14 protein-coding genes are annotated in these 16,001 nt (G+C 70.5%); 8 read left to right on the forward strand and 6 right to left on the reverse strand.

All coding sequences use genetic code 11. The annotated features are described in order from the left end of the window. Positions 1–1,985: AAA family ATPase (locus H7I41_RS20165; RefSeq protein WP_264014393.1), on the reverse strand; the 1,985-nt coding region annotated here is incomplete at its 3' end. Further along, positions 1,982–3,130, reverse strand: coding sequence for a metallophosphoesterase family protein (locus H7I41_RS20170; RefSeq protein WP_264014394.1), 1,149 nt, complete (start codon positions 3,128–3,130; stop codon positions 1,982–1,984). The genes H7I41_RS20165 and H7I41_RS20170, both read right to left, overlap by 4 nt. Positions 3,131–3,255: 125 nt before the next feature. Between H7I41_RS20170 and H7I41_RS20175 the strand changes: the two genes are divergently transcribed. After that, positions 3,256–3,774 (forward strand): SixA phosphatase family protein, encoded by a 519-nt coding sequence (locus H7I41_RS20175; protein ID WP_264014395.1) that lies wholly within the window; start codon positions 3,256–3,258, stop codon positions 3,772–3,774. 3 nt (positions 3,775–3,777) lie between these two features. Here H7I41_RS20175 and H7I41_RS20180 read toward each other — a convergent pair whose 3' ends face one another. Together H7I41_RS20180 and H7I41_RS20185 are read right to left on the reverse strand one after the other, a co-directional pair. Next, positions 3,778–4,338, reverse strand: coding sequence for a DUF3558 domain-containing protein (locus tag H7I41_RS20180; protein WP_264014396.1), 561 nt, complete (start codon positions 4,336–4,338; stop codon positions 3,778–3,780). Beyond that, on the reverse strand, positions 4,335–4,919 hold the full coding sequence (locus H7I41_RS20185) for a DUF3558 domain-containing protein (RefSeq protein ID WP_264014397.1): 585 nt from the start codon (positions 4,917–4,919) through the stop codon (positions 4,335–4,337). Before H7I41_RS20185 ends, H7I41_RS20180 begins: the two co-directional genes overlap by 4 nt. A 78-nt stretch (positions 4,920–4,997) precedes the next feature. On the opposite strand from H7I41_RS20185, the gene H7I41_RS20190 reads away from it, so the two are divergent. Genes H7I41_RS20190 through H7I41_RS20200 form a run of 3 tightly spaced genes read left to right on the forward strand, consistent with a single transcriptional unit; the run spans position 4,998 to position 10,859 of the window. Further along, positions 4,998–6,734 (forward strand): ABC transporter ATP-binding protein, encoded by a 1,737-nt coding sequence (locus tag H7I41_RS20190; RefSeq protein ID WP_264014406.1) that lies wholly within the window; start codon positions 4,998–5,000, stop codon positions 6,732–6,734. After that, positions 6,731–8,635 carry an ABC transporter ATP-binding protein gene (locus H7I41_RS20195; RefSeq protein ID WP_264014398.1) on the forward strand — a complete coding sequence of 635 codons (1,905 nt, stop codon included), beginning with the start codon at positions 6,731–6,733 and terminating at the stop codon, positions 8,633–8,635. The genes H7I41_RS20190 and H7I41_RS20195 overlap by 4 nt, the downstream gene beginning before the upstream one ends. 58 nt (positions 8,636–8,693) lie before the next feature. Next, positions 8,694–10,859: a molybdopterin-containing oxidoreductase family protein gene (locus H7I41_RS20200; protein ID WP_264014399.1), complete on the forward strand. Its 2,166-nt coding sequence runs from the start codon at positions 8,694–8,696 to the stop codon at positions 10,857–10,859. On the opposite strand, the gene abmR is transcribed toward H7I41_RS20200, so the two are convergent. After that, on the reverse strand, positions 10,856–11,422 hold the full coding sequence (gene abmR / locus H7I41_RS20205; protein WP_264014400.1) for an ATP-binding transcription factor AbmR: 567 nt from the start codon (positions 11,420–11,422) through the stop codon (positions 10,856–10,858). The genes H7I41_RS20200 and abmR overlap by 4 nt on opposite strands. Positions 11,423–11,500: 78 nt before the next feature. Further along, positions 11,501–11,716, reverse strand: a complete 216-nt coding sequence (locus tag H7I41_RS20210) for a hypothetical protein (RefSeq protein ID WP_264014401.1) — start codon at positions 11,714–11,716, stop codon at positions 11,501–11,503. A gap of 28 nt (positions 11,717–11,744) precedes the next feature. Between H7I41_RS20210 and H7I41_RS20215 the strand changes: the two genes are divergently transcribed. The 4 genes from H7I41_RS20215 to H7I41_RS20230 form a co-directional block, all read left to right on the forward strand. Next, positions 11,745–12,635 (forward strand): AIM24 family protein, encoded by an 891-nt coding sequence (locus H7I41_RS20215; protein ID WP_264014402.1) that lies wholly within the window; start codon positions 11,745–11,747, stop codon positions 12,633–12,635. Next, a complete protein-coding gene (locus H7I41_RS20220; protein ID WP_264014403.1) occupies positions 12,632–14,212 on the forward strand; it encodes a class I adenylate-forming enzyme family protein in 1,581 nt (526 codons plus the stop codon). Before H7I41_RS20215 ends, H7I41_RS20220 begins: the two co-directional genes overlap by 4 nt. Positions 14,213–14,251: 39 nt before the next feature. Next, on the forward strand, positions 14,252–14,455 hold the full coding sequence (locus tag H7I41_RS20225; RefSeq protein ID WP_264014404.1) for a cation transporter: 204 nt from the start codon (positions 14,252–14,254) through the stop codon (positions 14,453–14,455). Next, the coding region (locus H7I41_RS20230) for a heavy metal translocating P-type ATPase (protein ID WP_264014405.1) at positions 14,452–16,001 on the forward strand (1,550 nt) is incomplete at its 3' end. The genes H7I41_RS20225 and H7I41_RS20230, both read left to right, overlap by 4 nt.

The following is a 16,001-nucleotide window of genomic DNA, read 5'->3' on the forward strand; positions in this document are numbered from 1 at the left end:
CCCGTGCGGCGGCAGCCCGCCCGTGCGGCGGCAGCCCGGGCCGCATCGCCGTCCGCCTCGGCCGCGACGGCCAGGGTGTCGTCGGCCGCCTGCGCCCGGTGCACCTCCAGACGCGTGGTCGCCGTCGCGTGTTCGCCCTGGGCGGCCGCCAGCTTCTCCCGCAGCACGCAGGCCTGAGTGGACCTGTCCCCCAGCCGCTTCGACGCCACGATGGCGACCTTGCGGTGCGTCTCGCAGTCCACCACGGCCTGCTGGTGGGCGGCGACGGCCGCGGCCAGCTCGGCGCGTGCGCCCACCGGGTCGGCGGCTTCCCCGACACCCCTGTCGCCGGTGACGTCGAACAGCCCGTCCTCCGCCGGCTGCGTCGCCAGCAGCTCCGTCAGCCGCGCCCGCAGGTGCTCGGCGGTGTCGTCGCCGAGCACCGCCTCCAGCGTCGCGGTCAGCCGGTCACGCGCCGTCACCAAGTCACGGCGCTGCAGATCGAGGGCGCGCGCCGAGTCCACGTCCTCGGCGCCCGCAGCCGTCAGCGCCCCGGCCAGGGCATGCTGCGCCGCCTCGAGGCCGGCCTGGGTCTGCGCGGCCGGCATGCCCGGCACCACGCGCACCGTGAGCACGCCCGGCAGCTCGACCGCGGTGTCGGAGGTGGTGTTCACCGCCCACGTCTCGGCCGCCCCGAGCGTGACCGGCTCGCCCGCCACGGCCACCGCCACATCGGTCGCCGCTACGAGTTCGATTCTCGCCGAAGCCAACTCGGCCTGGCCGGCGGCCCGTTCGACGTTCAGCACGGCCTGCTCGACCGTCCGCATCGACGCATCGGTGACCGTGATGCCGGCCAACTCCGAAGCGGTCCGGTCGAGTTCGCGCCGTGCGGCGTCGATCTTGGCCAACCGGGCCGCCAGCCGGTCGGACTCGTCGCGCTGGGTCAGCCTGTCGACGACCGAGCGGGCCGACTCGACGCGCGCCTGGGTGGTCGCCACCGCCTCGCGGGCCTTCTCGGCGGCGACCTCGGCTGCCTCGTGCACCTCGCGGGCGGTCGACTCCTCTTCGACGGAGTCGGCGACGGCGGTCTGCAGCGCGACCACAGCCGTCCCACGCTCCTCGACATCGGCCCGCAGCCGGCGCCGTTCGGCCAGCGCCGCAACGGAAGCCGTGTGCGTCTTGGTCGCCGCTTCGGCGATGACATCGGCTTCGGAGAGCTGCCTGCGCAGGGTCGCCACCGCCTCGGCCGCCGCGCGCGACGCGGTGAGGCGTGCGTGTGCCTGCGCCCGCTGTGCGGCGACCTCGGCGACTTCGGCGGTGAGCGCTCCGTGCCGGGTGACCGCATCGTCGACCTCGGCGACCCGCGCCGCGCACCGGGCCACCTCGGCGTCCGCCGCGTTCAGCCGTTTGGTGGCGGCGGCCCATTCCCCGGTGGGCCGACCGGTGACGGTGAAGTAGCGGGCGTACTCCTCGTCGATGCGGTCGACCAGGAGAGGTTCGGCGCCTGACAGCGTGGCCGCCTCACCGGCGGCGACGTCCAGCGCGCGGGCCAGCGCATCCGACCCGGACAGGTCGACCGCCGCCGTGGACGCCGACTGCAGCACCCGCTGCGCCTGCCACAGCTCGAGATCGACGGTCTCGGCCAGCATCGACCGGACCCGGTCGTGCGCCTCGTCGCCGGAGAGCTGTTCGCGGCGCGGCGCCAAGACGGTCAGTTGCGTCTCGGCCCGCTTGTGGAACCGCTTGCGGTACACGAACCGGTAGGCGCCGGCGGAGATCTCGGCGGTGATCTCGGCGCCGACGTCGGCGTGCGTCGGCTTGACCTGCTTGACCTCCTTCTTCGCGGAGCGGTCCTTGGCCTCCAGCAGCAGGTCGAGCGCCTCGATCATCGACGACTTGCCGACCTCGTTCGCACCGCTGACCACCACCACCCCGTGGTCGGGGAAATCGATCTCGCGGTGGGAGATCCCGCGGTAGTTGGTCAGCACCAGCCGATGGAGCTTCACGCCACTCCCCGATCGGTCAGGCGCAAGAGCAGGGCGAGCGCGGCGCGGGCGTCCTCGGCATCGTCGCCGTCGGACCGCGCGGTGGCCACCAGGTCGTCGACGGCGGCGGCGGCGAAACCACCGATGCCGAGGTCGGCGAACTCCCCGTCGGCGGGCATCACGGCGATGTCGGTGTTGCGTTCCCACTCGGTCAGCGCCGCGAATCGCCGGCTGTACCGGTCGAGGCACGCGTCGAGCGCGGCCTTATCGGTGACGGTCAGCGACCCGGTGAGGCCGAGCCGCACCACGGTGCGCTCCTTGTCCGGCATCAGGTCGAGGTTGATGTCGAGGTCGGCGATGTCGCGGTTGTCGTCGACAGACCGGTTCAGCGACACGAACCGCCACCGGCCGACCCGCCGGGCGTCGATCCGCACCGGCCGCGCGGGGTCCGCCTCGTCGACCTCGACGACGAGCACGTGGCCGGGATCGAGTTCGACGTCGTCGTAGTTGGTGACCTCCGGCGAGCCGGAGTACCAGACCCGGCCGGTGGCGCCGACGTCGGCGCGGGAGTGCTTGTCGCCCAACGCCACATAATGGACGGCGCCGCGGGCGAGGGCGGCCTCGACGGCGGCGAGCCGGATCAGCGACGGCTTGTCGTGTCCGGGGTCGAGGATGTCGACCGCACCGTGGCCGACCACGATGCGGGTGACGCCGTCGGCGGGCAGACCGTCGAGCACGTCGCCGATCAGATCAGTGGTGGGCCGCTTAGACCGCCACGGCGCGGCGACGATCTCGAGCCCTGGGCGCACCTCGTGGATCCCGGCCCGGTCGAGAACCACGACGTTGTCCGGGCATTCGGCGAGGAACAGCGCACTGGTGTACACCGACGACGCGTCGAGCGGATCGTGGTTGCCCGGCAGCAGGTACACCGGAATCCCGATGGCGCGCATCGCCTCCAGCGACTGGCTGACCACCTGGGGGGCCAGCTGGTTGTCCTCGAACACGTCACCGGCGACGACCACGAACTCCGCGCCCGCATCGGCGGCCAGCGGGCCGATGGCGGCCACCACGTCGCGGCGCGCGGCCGAATATCGGGGCTGCGCCTCGCCGTTGAGGAAGTGCCGGGTCATCCCGAGCTGCCAGTCGGCGCTGTGCACGAATCGCATGTCGGCCCGTCCTTTCCGGCTCGTGATGAGTCCCCGTTTTCGAAGGCATGGCGAGTGTATGACCGCGCTCCGACAAGTCGGCGGACCTCGACCGGCAGGTTGCCCGGTGGCCTACCGTGGGGCGGGTGAGCACCCGCTACCGGACACTTCTGCTGCTTCGGCACGCCAAGTCGGACTACCCGCCGGGCGTCGCCGACCACGGCAGGCCGCTGGCGCCCCGGGGACAGCGGGAGGCCGGGCTGGCCGGTGACTGGTTGCGCGCCCACGCCCCCGCCGTCGACGCGGTGCTGTGCTCGACGGCCACCCGGACCCGCGAGACGTTGCAGCGCACGCGCGTCACCGCGCCCGTGCAGTTCTCCGACCGCCTGTACGACGCCACACCCGGCACCGTCATCGACGAGATCAACGGCGTCGGTTCACGCTTCGACGTGGACGTCGAGACCCTTCTGGTGATCGGCCACGAACCCGCGATGTCGGCGGTGACACTCGGACTGGCCAGCGCCGAGGGCAGCAACAGCATTGCCGCACAACATATCTCGGAGAAGTTCCCGACCTCGGCGATCGCCGTGCTGCGCACCGCCTGCACCTGGGATCAACTGGCGCTGCGGGGCGCCGCATTGGTCACCTTCCATAAGGCCCGGTAACGGCTACGAGCTGGTGGCCAGCGTCAGCTCCATCAGCTTGATCGCCATCCCGCACGCGTCGATACCCGGTGACTGCGGGTTGACCCACCAGCCCACCGCGCCACCGGCGTCGCTGGCCACGCCGCACGCGCCGTTCGGGTCGTTGGGCTTCATCACGATCGACGGCACCCCGGCCACCGAGCGCTCCTCGATGTCGTACTGCAATTCCTGCGCCGTGCGCCGCTCGTTGTCGAGGTTGCCCTGCTCGAACCAGAACCGGGTGATGTCGACCAGGCCCGCGGGATTGGCCGCCTGCCAGCGGCACACCGCGCCGACGAAGGTGCTCTGGATGTCCAGCGGGTCGGCGCCGACGGTCTCGGCGAGGATGTCCTCGGTGAGCACGTCGCACTCCTTGAGCAGGTTGGGGTACTGCCGCTCGGAGTTGTTGTTGCTGGGCCCGCCGCCGGTGCCCTCCTTGGCGGCGGTCCCGTCGACAGTGCGGCTGCAGCCGGTGACGATCGTCAGCGTGGCCAGCAGGGCACCGGTACCGGCGAGCACGCGCCTGCCGTGCGGGAACCGCCTCATTTCGAATTCACAATCGACTGACGGGTGAGCTCGCGGGCCACCTGGCACGGATCGGGGAACGGTTTCCGGTCGTAGCTGATCGACCACTCGATGAAGTCGTCCTCGAACTGGATGCCGATCTCGCAGAGGTTGACACCGCCTTCGATCAGGTCCTGGCTGCTGGCGATGAAGCCGTCGTGGCCCTCGATGTTCACGTCCTCGACCGTGTCGCGCGACAGCTCTTCGGTCTTGCGCTCACGCCCGATGGGGCTGCCGCGGAACCAGGTGAAGGAGAAGTGCGGCCCGAGGATGCTCCCGCCGACCAGCCACTGGCAGCCCACCGACGTCTTGGCGGTGTTGACCAGGGTCGGCCGCTCGGTGAGCTGGCTGATCACCTGATCGCTCACCCCGCCGCACTCCGGGAAGAACGGCCCGTGCGAGACGTCTTCCTGCGTCTGGGTGGGCCCGGACTGCTCGGGCGAGGACGGCTCCGGGTCGCTGCATGCCGCGAACAGCGGAATCGTCGCCGCAGCCAGTACGGCCAGCGCCCTGGCCGGGCGGGCGCGTCCCGTCGCGCTCGTGCTGGGAGTCACGCCATGCACTGTAGCGGCAGCGTTCCGCCTCAACCACCGACATGCCGGTTGACCTGCAGCTTTCACAGCATGTGCGACAGTATCGAAATGCTCTGGGCGCTGCTGCGACGGTTCGTGCGGCCGTACCGGGGGTTGCTCGGCGTGGTCGCGGCGCTGCAGGTGGTCAGCACGCTGGCCTCGCTGTACCTGCCCACCATCAACGCGGCGATCATCGACGACGGTGTCGCGAAGGGCGACACCGCGACCATCGTCGACCTGGGCATGATCATGCTGGCGGTCTGTGCACTGCAGGTGGCGTGCGCCGTCGGCGCGGTGTACTTCGGCTCGCGGGCCGGGATGGGCTTCGGCCACGACCTGCGCGGGGCGATCTTCCGTCACGTCATCGGGTTCTCCGCCGAGGAGACCGCCCGGTTCGGCGCGCCGTCACTGCTCACCCGGACGACCAACGACGTCCAGCAGATCCAGGTGCTGGTCCAGGTGACGGCGACCATGCTGATCACCGCGCCGATCATGTCGGTCGGCGGCATCTTCATGGCCGTGCACCAGGACGCCGGCCTGTCCTGGCTGCTGCTGGTCAGCGTGCCGGTGCTGGCGGTGGCGAACTACTGGATCGTGTCGCGGCTGATGCCGATCTTCCGCAGCATGCAGCGGCTGATCGACAACATCAACCGGGTGATGCGCGACCAGCTGTCCGGCATCCGGGTGATCCGCGCGTTCGCCAGTGAGCCGTTCGAACGCGAACGCTTCGCCGAGGCCAGCGGGGCGCTGTCGGAGACCGCGCTGGCGGCGGGCCGCTGGCAGGCGCTGATGCTGCCGGTGACCACGCTGGTCATCAACGTCTCCAGCGTGGCGCTCATCTGGTTCGGCGGCCTGCGCATCGACGCCGGGCAGATGCAGGTCGGCTCGCTGATCGCTTTCCTGTCCTACTTCATGCAGATCCTGATGGCCGTACTGATGGCGACGTTCCTGCTGATCATGTTCCCGCGGGCCTCGGCCTGCGCGGAGCGGATCACCGAGGTGCTGTCGACCACGCCCGGCATCGCCAGCCCCGACGACCCGGCCGGACCCGACACCATCGCCGGTGAGATCCGTTTCGACGCAGCCACATTCACTTACCCCGGCGCGGACCGGCCGGTGCTGCAGGATGTCTCGCTCACCGTGCGGCCGGGCAGCACCACCGCCGTCGTCGGCTCCACCGGCTCGGGCAAGACCACGCTGATCGCGCTGATCTGCCGGCTCTACGACGCCACGGCCGGATCGGTCAGCGTCGACGGCGTCGACGTGCGGGACTGGGATGTCGAACGGCTGTGGTCGGCGATCGGGCTGGTGCCCCAGCGGGGATACCTGTTCTCCGGCACGGTCGCCGACAACCTGCGGTACGGCAAGTCCGACGCCACCGATGCCGAGATGTGGGCGGCGCTCGAGGTGGCGGCCGCCGACGACTTCGTCCGCGCCCATCCCGACGGGCTCGGGATGCGCGTCGCCCAGGCCGGTGTCAACTTCTCCGGCGGCCAGCGGCAACGGCTGGCGATCGCCCGCGCCGTCATCCGCCGGCCCGCGGTGTACCTGTTCGACGACGCGTTCTCGGCACTCGACGTGCACACCGACGCCCGGGTCCGAGCCGCGCTGCGCGAGGTGTCGGCAGGCGCGACGGTGCTGATCGTGTCGCAGCGCATCTCGACGGTCGCCGAGGCCGACCAGGTGATCGTCGTCGAGGACGGCCGGGTGATCGGCGTCGGCACCCACGAATCGCTGCTCGCGGACTGCCCCACCTATGCGGAATTCGCCGACTCCCAGTCGATCGGTGTCGGGGGCGCGCCATGACCGGACCGCTCGGCCGCCCGTTCCGCGGCGCCATGGCCGCGCCCGCCGAACGCACCCGCGACTTCCGCGGGTCGGCGGTGCGCCTGGTCAAACGGCTCACGCCGCAGCGCGGGCTGGCCGCGCTGGTGATCGGCCTCGGTGTCGGCGGCATCGCGATCGGGGTGATCGGCCCGCGGATCCTCGGCCACGCCACCGACCTGTTGTTCAACGGGGTCATCGGCAGGCAGCTGCCTGCCGGGCTGACCAAGGAGCAGGCCGTCGCTGCGGCCAGAGCGCGCGGTGACACCACGTTCGCCGACCTGCTGTCCGGGATGGACGTCGTGCCCGGGCAGGGTGTCGACTTCGCCGCCGTCGCACGCACCCTGCTCCTCGCCCTCGGGCTGTATCTGATTGCCGCGCTGCTGGTCTGGATGCAGGCCCGGCTGCTCAACGTCACCGTGCAGCGCACCATGGTGGCGCTGCGCTCCGATGTCGAGGACAAGGTGCACCGGCTGCCACTGTCCTACTTCGACGCCCGCCAGCGCGGTGAGGTGCTGAGCCGGGTCACCAACGACATCGACAACATCTCGACGTCGCTGTCGATGACCATCAGCCAACTGCTCACCTCGGTGCTGACCGTGGTCGCGGTGCTGGTGATGATGCTGACCATCTCGCCGCTGCTGACCCTGCTCACGGTGATCACCGTGCCGCTGTCGCTGCTGACGATCCGCTGGATCACCCGGCGCTCACAGCGGATGTTCGTCGCGCAGTGGCGCAACATCGGCAGGCTCAACGCCCACATCGAGGAGACCTACAGCGGCTTCACCGTCGTGAAGACCTTCGGCCACCGCGCCGCCGCGCAGGACCGGTTCGACGAGCTCAACGCCGACGCCTACCACAGTGGATTCGGCGCGCAGTTCTTCTCCGGCCTGGTGTCCCCGGCGACGGTGTTCATCGGCAACATCAGCTACGTCGCGGTCGCGGTGGTCGGCGGCCTGCAGGTGGCGACCGGCCAGATCACCCTCGGCAGCATCCAGGCATTCATCCAGTACGTCCGCCAGTTCAACCAACCGCTGACCCAGGTCGCCGGGATGTACAACACGCTGCAGTCCGGCGTGGCCAGCGCGGAGCGGGTGTTCGAGCTGCTCGACGCCGACGAGCAGTCCCCCGACGCCGCGGTCGATCTGCCCGGTCCGGCCGACCGGCCCGGCCGCGTCGAGTTCGAGCACGTCACCTTCGGCTACCGCCCCGGCGCCCCGGTGATCGAGGACCTGTCGCTGGTCGCCGAACCGGGCAGCACGGTCGCGATCGTCGGCCCCACCGGCGCGGGCAAGACCACACTGGTCAACCTGCTGATGCGGTTCTACGAGGTGGACTCCGGCCGCATCCTCGTCGACGGCGTCGACATCTCAACCGTCAGCAGGCAGTCACTGCGGTCGCGGGTGGGCATGGTGCTGCAGGACACCTGGCTGTTCGGCGGCACCATCTACGACAACATCGCCTACGGCAGGCCGGGCGCGGGCGAGGACGAGGTGATCGCCGCGGCGAAGGCGGCGTTCGTCGACCGGTTCGTGCACAGCCTGCCCGACGGGTACCAGACCAGGGTCAGCGACGACGGCGGCTCGATCAGCGCAGGCGAGAAGCAGCTCATCACCATCGCGCGCGCCGTGCTGGCCCGCCCGCAGCTGCTGATCCTCGACGAGGCGACCAGCGCGGTTGACACCCGCACCGAACAGCAGATCCAGCACGCGATGGCCGAACTCCGGCGCGACCGCACCAGTTTCATCATCGCCCACCGGCTGTCGACGATCCGCGACGCCGACCTGATCCTGGTGATGGAGGCCGGCCGGATCGTCGAACGCGGCACACACGCCGAACTGCTGGCCCGCCACGGCGAGTACTGGGCGATGAGCAGGGCCTGAGACTAGGCGTTCCGCTTAACGGTGCCCCAGCCGCGTTACAAACCGTAGGCTCGCCGTAATGAATACGAACACCGTCCACACCTTCTGCAGGTACTGCATGGCGTCCTGCGGGTTGGAGGTGACGGTCGAGGGCAACCGCATCCAGAAGATCTCCGCCGACAAGCAGAATCCCCACAGCTGGCACGACTTCTGCGCCAAGGGCCGCACCGCCAACCAACTGGTCGAGCACCCCCGCCGCATCGTGCGGCCGATGCGCCGGGTGGGCGACTCCTACGTCGAGGAGAGCTGGGACGTGGCGATCCGCGACATCGCCGCGCGGATGAACGCACTGATCGACCAGGACGGGCCGGACGCCATCGGCGCGTACTACGGCAACCCGTCGGGACACTCGTCGTCGAACGTGATGTTCATGAACGCCTGGATGGACGCGATCGGCACCCGCAGCCGCTACGCCGTCGGCTCGGTGGACCAGAACGCCCTGCACGTCGTCGCCGAAGCGATGTACGGATCGTCGCTGATGGTGCCCGTGTCCGACGTCGACAACTGCGACTACTTCCTGCTGATCGGCACCAATCCCGCGGTGAGCGCCTGGAATTGGCTCGAGACGGTGCCGGGCGGCTGGCGCCGGGCGCTGGCCCGCCAGCAGCGGGGTGCGACCATCGTCGTCGTCGACCCGGTGCGTACCGAGACGGCGGAGAAGGCCGACGTGCACCTGGCCGTGCAGCCCGGTCAGGACTGGGCGCTGCTGCTCGCGCTGGTCAAGGTGATCCTCGACGAGGGCCTCGAGCACCGTCGCGACTGCGCCGATCTCGCCACCGGTGTGGACGAGTTGCGCCGCCTGGTGGCCGACGCCGACCTCGATGACCTGGCCATCCGCTGCGGCATCGAACGGTCCCGGATCGTCAGCACGGCACGGGACTTCGCCGCAGCACGGGGCGCGATGGTGGTCACCCGCACCGGGATATCGCTGCACGCGGCGGGCACCGTGGGCGAATGGCTGGGTCAGGTGCTCAACGTCATCACCGGCCGGATGGACCGACCGGGCGGGCGGCGGTTCGAGCCGGGCTACTTCGACGCGCTGAAACTGGCCGAGTTGGCCAAGACGGAACCCCATACGAGTCGGGTGGCGGGACGGGAGATGGTGGCGGGAGCGCACGGGCTCGCCGAACTGCCCGACGAGATCACCACCCCCGGCCCCGGTCAGATCAAGGCGATGCTGATCAACTGCGGCAACCCGGTGGTGTCGGGTCCCGACGGGAGCAAGCTCGACAAGGCGCTGGCACAACTCGACCTGCTCGTCGTGATCGACCTCGTACAACGCGAGAGCCACCGGCACGCGCACTGGCTGCTCCCGGCCGTGCACTGGCTCGAACGCGACGACCTGCTGGCATTCACCAGCAACATGCACGACGAACCATTCGTCCAGTACGGACGCAAGGTCGTCGAACCGCCGCCGGACACCCGGCAGGAATGGGAGATCTTCGTCGACCTCGCCCTGGCGATGGACCGGCCGTTGTTCGGCGCCAAGGGCCTCAACCGGTTCATCAGAGCGACGCGCCGCGCAGCGGCGCTGACCCGTCGCCCCGCGGTGGCGTTCGGCCCGCACTGGCTCGACCGTCTCATCGTCCGGATGTCGCGAAAGTTCAACGGCCGCAGGCTCACCTGGCGCGACCTGATGGCCAACCCGCACGGATTGGTGCTGGGGCCGCGCGAGTTCGGTCATTTCAAGGGCGCGCTGCGCACCGACGACAAGATGGTGCACGCGGCGCCGCCCCAGTTCACCGCCCGCGCCCGGGAACTACTGGCGGAGCCGATCCACGTCGCGCCACAGGAGTTTCCCTTCCAGCTGGGCAACCGGCGCAACCGGCACTCGATGAACTCCTGGCTCAACGAGTTGCCGGGACTGCACCGTGCCGGCAAGGGCAACGACGTGATGATCAACGCCGAGGACGCCGCGACGCTCGGCATCGGCGAAGGCGACCGGGTACGGGTGTACTCCCCGACCGGCGCCGTGGAACTGGCGGCGACGCTGTCCGACCGGCCCCGACGCGGCATGGTCATCATCGACCACGGCTGGGGCTCACGGATCTTCGATCCGCGCGGCGGCGGGGCGCCCGAGTCGTTCGGCGTCAACCGCAATCTGCTGGTAGACGGCTCGACAGTGGACCCGCTGTCACAGACCTCGACGCTGAGTTCCTGCTACGTCGGGGTGGAGCGGGTCTAGACCCCGGGGCCCTCGGCGCGCACGTCGTCGACGGCCGACATCGCCGCGCGCAGCTTCGCCAGCCACTCGTCGGTGTGTTCACCGACCAGCCGCACCGACCAGGCCAGCGCGTCCGATCGCGAGCGCGCCACACCGGCGTCGACGAGCGTGTCGAGCACCTGGCGTTCGGACTGCCGCAGCCGGGTCATCACCGGAACGGCGATGTGGGTGAACAGGATCCGTTCGGGGTCGGCCGGATCGCCCACCTCGACACCCCAGGAGACCTTGCGGCCGTACCGGGCCTCCGCCTCGTCGGCGATCCGCATCCGGTCCTGCCGGGTCTCCTCACGGAACCTGGCCGCCCTGCCCGAGGCGTGGGCGTCACTCTCGCCACCGTCGGGTTCGGGCAGCCGCCCGATGACGGTGATCTCCTCGCGGTCGACGACCACGGTGGGGTCGCCGGCGAACCAGCCTTCGGGCATGCGTCCGGCTATCCAGTCGGAGGCGTCGCCGGCATCGGGTTGTTGGGACTGCTGCCAGCCGCCGGATCGTCCCCGTCGGCCGTGGGTGTGTTGGTGTCTCATGATTACATACTTACACCGTTACAAGAGCATGCGGCCGCGTTTCACCCCGGGCGAACGCCGCCCCTCTCGAACCTGCTTCTACCTGCGCTTGGACACCAGCGAGTACACCGCCGCGCCACCCGCGAGCATCATTGCCACGAGCAGCAGCGCTGCCCAGCCGGCGCCCGCCAGCCACCACACCAGACCGAGTGCGACGACCGCCGGGGACACCACGAACAGCACCATGCCCGGGTGCTGCTTGAAAACCGCCATCGCGCCCTTGGCCCGGTCCCGGTCTATTTCCTTGCCCGCCATGGCACAAGGATGCCCTAATGTCGTCACGGTGACTGCGCAATGGCTACCGGACCCCGAAGGCCGCTACCAGTACCGCTGGTTCGACGGACAAAACTGGACCGATCAGGTCTCCCATCAGGGCCAGGTGGGCCGGGCGCCACTCGGCGGCGGTGCCGGCGCGCCACCCGACCAGGGCCAGCAGCCGCAGGCCACCGCCCAGGGCGGCCCGCAGTACGGCGGCGCCCAGCAGCAGGCCGCCGGGGACGGCTTCGCGGGCATCACCGGCGATCTGGTCGACGGCCGCTTCAGCGAGAAGGAAGCCAAACCGATCGGCAACCAGAACACCAAGCTGCTGCGGGTGCGCCTCGGCGAGCCGTTCATGGCCCGCCAGGGCTCGATGGTCGCCTACCAGGGCAACGTCGACTTCGCGTTCGAGGGCGGCGGGGCGTCGAAGTTCATCAAGAAGGCGCTGACCGGCGAGGGACTGCCGTTGATGCGCTGCCAGGGCCAGGGCGACGTGTTCCTCGCCGAACGGGCCTACGACGTACATCTGTTGAACCTGAACAACTCCGGGCTGTCGATCAGCGGTAAGAACGTGCTCGCCTTCTCGTCCAGCCTGGACTGGAACATTGAGCGGGTCCGCGGCGGCAGCATCGCCACCGGTGGGCTGTTCAACACCACGCTGCGCGGCACCGGTTGGGTGGCGCTCACCACCGACGGTCCCCCGGTGGTGCTCAACGCCGCCGAGGCGCCGACCTTCGCCGACACCAACGCCGTGGTGGCCTGGTCGGCCAATCTGCAGACGCAGTTGAAGACCAGCTTCAAGGCGGCTGCGCTGATCGGCCGCGGCTCGGGCGAGGCGGTACAGGTGTCGTTCCACGGCCAGGGCTTCGTGATCGTGCAGCCGTCGGAGGGGGTCCAGATCCCGACCCAGGCATGACCGCGCCGTGGGACAGCGACGTGGTGGCCGGCCGCTACGGCGGCCATGACGGACTGACGTACCGCCGGTCACCGTCGACGTTCGGCGAACTCGTCGACCTCACGACACGCTGGACCGACCGCACCTTCCTGGTGCAGGGCGACCGGCGGATCACCTTCTGGCAGTTCCGCACCGCCGTGTCCGCATGCCGGGAGAATCTGCGGCGCAAAGGGATCGAGCCCGGCGACCGGGTGATGGTGTTCGGGTACAACAGTCCGGAATGGGTGCTGGCGCTGTGGTCACTGTGGCTGGCGGGCGCTGTCCCGGTGCTGGCCAACCGCTGGTGGAGTGACGCGGAGATCGACCACGCCGTCGGGCTGGTGCGGCCACGGTACGTCTTCTCGGACACACCGCTGACGACGGACGTGCCCGGCAGCGCACTGCAGGAGCTCAGCACGGCATTCGATGCCACCGAATCCGCTGAATCCGCACCCCTGCCCGAGACCGACGAGGACGAGGCCGCCGCGGTGCTGTTCACGTCAGGGAGCTCGGGGCTGCCGAAAGCGGTTGAGCTCTCCCGCCGTTCTGTGATCGTGAACCAGCACAACATCCTCGGCCGCACGAATCGCTTCCCGCACCTGCTCGACGCCGACTCACCGCAGGCCGTCAGCCTGGCGTGCACGCCGATGTTCCACATCGGCGGAATGTCCAGCCTGCTCACCCATTTCCTGACCGGCGGCCGGATCGTCCTCACCGAGGGCCGCTTCGACCCGAAACAGGTGATGGAGCTCATCGAGCGCGAGCGCGTGCAGATCTGGGGCGCGGTGCCGACCATGGCGGTCAGGGTGCTCGAGCATCCCGACTTCGGGCGCCACGACCTGTCGAGCCTGCGGTCGTGGCCCCTCGGCGGGGCGCCGGTGACCACCGATCTGCTCGACCGGATTCGCGAGAAGCTCCCGAATCTACGGTCGCGGGGACTGAGCAACACCTGGGGCATGACCGAGGCGGGCGGCTTCCTCACCGTCGCCGACGGCCGCGACCTGCTCGACCATCCCGGCACCGTCGGGCGGCCCTACCCGGTGGTCGAGCTGAAGATCGCCGAGCCGGACGCCGACGGCACCGGGGAGGTGCTGACCCGCTCCCCCACGGTGATGCGCGGATACCTGCGCGGCGGCCGGGTCGACGCCGCGGCCGACGTGGACGCCGACGGCTGGCTGCACACCGGCGATCTCGGCCACCTCACCGCCGATGGCTATCTGTACATCGACGGCCGCAGCAAGGACGTCGTCATCCGCGGCGGTGAGAACATCGCCTGCCCGCACGTCGAAGCGGCCCTGGCGACGCACCCCGACGTGATCGAGGTCGCCGCGCTCGGGGTGCCCCACCACGAACTCGGCGAGGAGCTGGCCGCGGTGGTGGTGTGCCGGACCGAGGTGCCACCGCCCACCGAGGAGGAGATGCGTCGTCACCTCGACGGCGTGGTCGCCTACTTCGCAGTGCCGACGCGGTGGCGCATCCGCACCGAACCGCTGCCGACGCTCGCCGGCGAGAAGATCGACAAGAAAGCGCTCCTGCAGGAATTCCTGGCCGGGGCGTAGCCCGCCACCCATACCCCCCATGGGTATACACTCGGCAGCATGGGTATGACGCTGAACGTCCGCGGGATGAGCTGTGGCCACTGCGTGGCGGCGATCACCTCGGCGGTGGCGCCGCTGCCGGGCGTCACCGACGTCGCGGTCGACCTCGAACACGGGCTGGTCACGGTGGAAGGTCCCGCCGACGAGACGTCGGTGGTGGCCGCCATCGAGGACACCGGCTACGACGTGGACCGCGCGGCATGACTGGCGTCACCCTCGCAGTCGGCGGAATGACCTGCGCGTCGTGCGCTGCGCGGGTCGAGAAGCGGCTCAACCGGATCGACGGCGTGTCCGCGACCGTGAACTTCGCCACCGAGCAGGCCACCGTCGAGTATCCGGACACGGTCAGCGCCGACGACCTCGTCGCCGCCGTCGAGGCCACCGGCTACACCGCGAGCCTGCCCCGCACCGCCCTCGACGACCCGGAGCCGGACGACGAGGCGACCGGATGGCGGCGGCGCCTGCTCGTCTCCGCCCTGCTGACCGTTCCGGTGGTGCTGCTGTCGATGGTGCCCGCGTGGCAGTTCGACTACTGGCAGTGGCTGGCGCTCGGGCTCGCCACGCCGGTAGCGACGTGGGGCGCGTGGCCGTTCCACCGCGCGGCGTTGGTGAATCTTCGGCACCGCGCGGCGACGATGGACACCCTGATCTCGGTCGGGGTGTCCGCCGCCTATGGGTGGTCGGTGTGGGCTCTGCTCTTCACCCACGCCGGCACGCCGGGCATGCGGATGTCGTTCGACCTGCTGCCGTCCGGCGCCTTCGAACCCCACCTCTACCTCGAGGTCGCAGCGGCGGTGACGACGTTCCTCCTGGCCGGCCGCTACGTGGAGGCGCGCGCGAAGAAGCAGTCCGGCGCGGCGTTGCGGGCGCTGCTCGACATGGGCGCCAAGGATGTCGCCGTGCTGCGCGACGGGCGGGAGACACGGCTGCCGGTCGACCGCCTGACCGTCGGCGACGAGTTCGTGGTGCGCCCCGGCGAGAAGATCGCCACCGACGGCGTGATCGTGTCGGGCACCTCGGCCGTCGACGCCTCGATGCTGACCGGGGAGTCGGTGCCGGTGGAGGTGGCGCCCGGCGACGCGGTGGTCGGGGCGACGGTCAACGCCGGCGGCCGCCTGCAGGTGCGCGCCACCCGCGTCGGCGCCGATACTCAACTGGCACAGATGGCGCGACTGGTGGCCGAGGCGCAGAGCGGCAAGGCCGACGTGCAGCGGCTCGCCGACCGGGTGTCGGCGGTATTCGTCCCGGTGGTCCTGGCCGTCGCGGCGCTCACCCTGGCCGGCTGGCTGCTCGCCGGCGCCGCCGCGGGAGCGGCGTTCACCGCCGCCGTGGCGGTGCTGATCATCGCGTGCCCGTGTGCGCTGGGGCTGGCGACGCCGACCGCGCTGCTGGTCGGCACGGGTCGCGGCGCCCAGCTGGGCATCCTGATCAAGGGCCCGCAGATCCTCGAATCGACGCGGCGGGTCGACACGGTGGTGCTGGACAAAACCGGCACCGTGACGACCGGCCGGATGGCGGTGGCCGCCGTGCACCCCGCCGACGGCGTGACGACCGCCGACCTGATGCGGCTCGTCGGCGCGGTGGAGGACGCATCGGAGCATCCGATCGCCCGGGCGGTGGCCGCGACGGCCGCCGAGGCGGGTCTCCCGGCGGTGACGGAGTTCGAGAACCACGGCGGCAGCGGCGTCACCGGCGTCGTCGAGGGCCGGACGGTGGCCGTCGGGCGGCTCGGCTGGCTGGCCGCCGGCGC

Origin of the sequence: [Mycobacterium] manitobense, assembly GCF_025821665.1 — a bacterium.
Lineage (GTDB): Bacteria > Actinomycetota > Actinomycetes > Mycobacteriales > Mycobacteriaceae > Mycobacterium > Mycobacterium arseniciresistens.

Bases quoted from the DNA above. Each gene is read 5' to 3' on its own strand.
- H7I41_RS20225 (WP_264014404.1), top strand. From the start codon at position 14,252: ATGGGTATGACGCTGAACGTCCGCGGGATGAGCTGTGGCCACTGCGTG.
- H7I41_RS20190 (WP_264014406.1), top strand. From the start codon at position 4,998: ATGCTCTGGGCGCTGCTGCGACGGTTCGTGCGGCCGTACCGGGGGTTG.
- H7I41_RS20220 (WP_264014403.1), top strand. From the start codon at position 12,632: ATGACCGCGCCGTGGGACAGCGACGTGGTGGCCGGCCGCTACGGCGGC.
- H7I41_RS20200 (WP_264014399.1), top strand. From the start codon at position 8,694: ATGAATACGAACACCGTCCACACCTTCTGCAGGTACTGCATGGCGTCC.
- H7I41_RS20180 (WP_264014396.1), bottom strand. From the start codon at position 4,338: ATGAGGCGGTTCCCGCACGGCAGGCGCGTGCTCGCCGGTACCGGTGCC.
- abmR (WP_264014400.1), bottom strand. From the start codon at position 11,422: ATGAGACACCAACACACCCACGGCCGACGGGGACGATCCGGCGGCTGG.
- H7I41_RS20195 (WP_264014398.1), top strand. From the start codon at position 6,731: ATGACCGGACCGCTCGGCCGCCCGTTCCGCGGCGCCATGGCCGCGCCC.
- H7I41_RS20210 (WP_264014401.1), bottom strand. From the start codon at position 11,716: ATGGCGGGCAAGGAAATAGACCGGGACCGGGCCAAGGGCGCGATGGCG.
- H7I41_RS20170 (WP_264014394.1), bottom strand. From the start codon at position 3,130: ATGCGATTCGTGCACAGCGCCGACTGGCAGCTCGGGATGACCCGGCAC.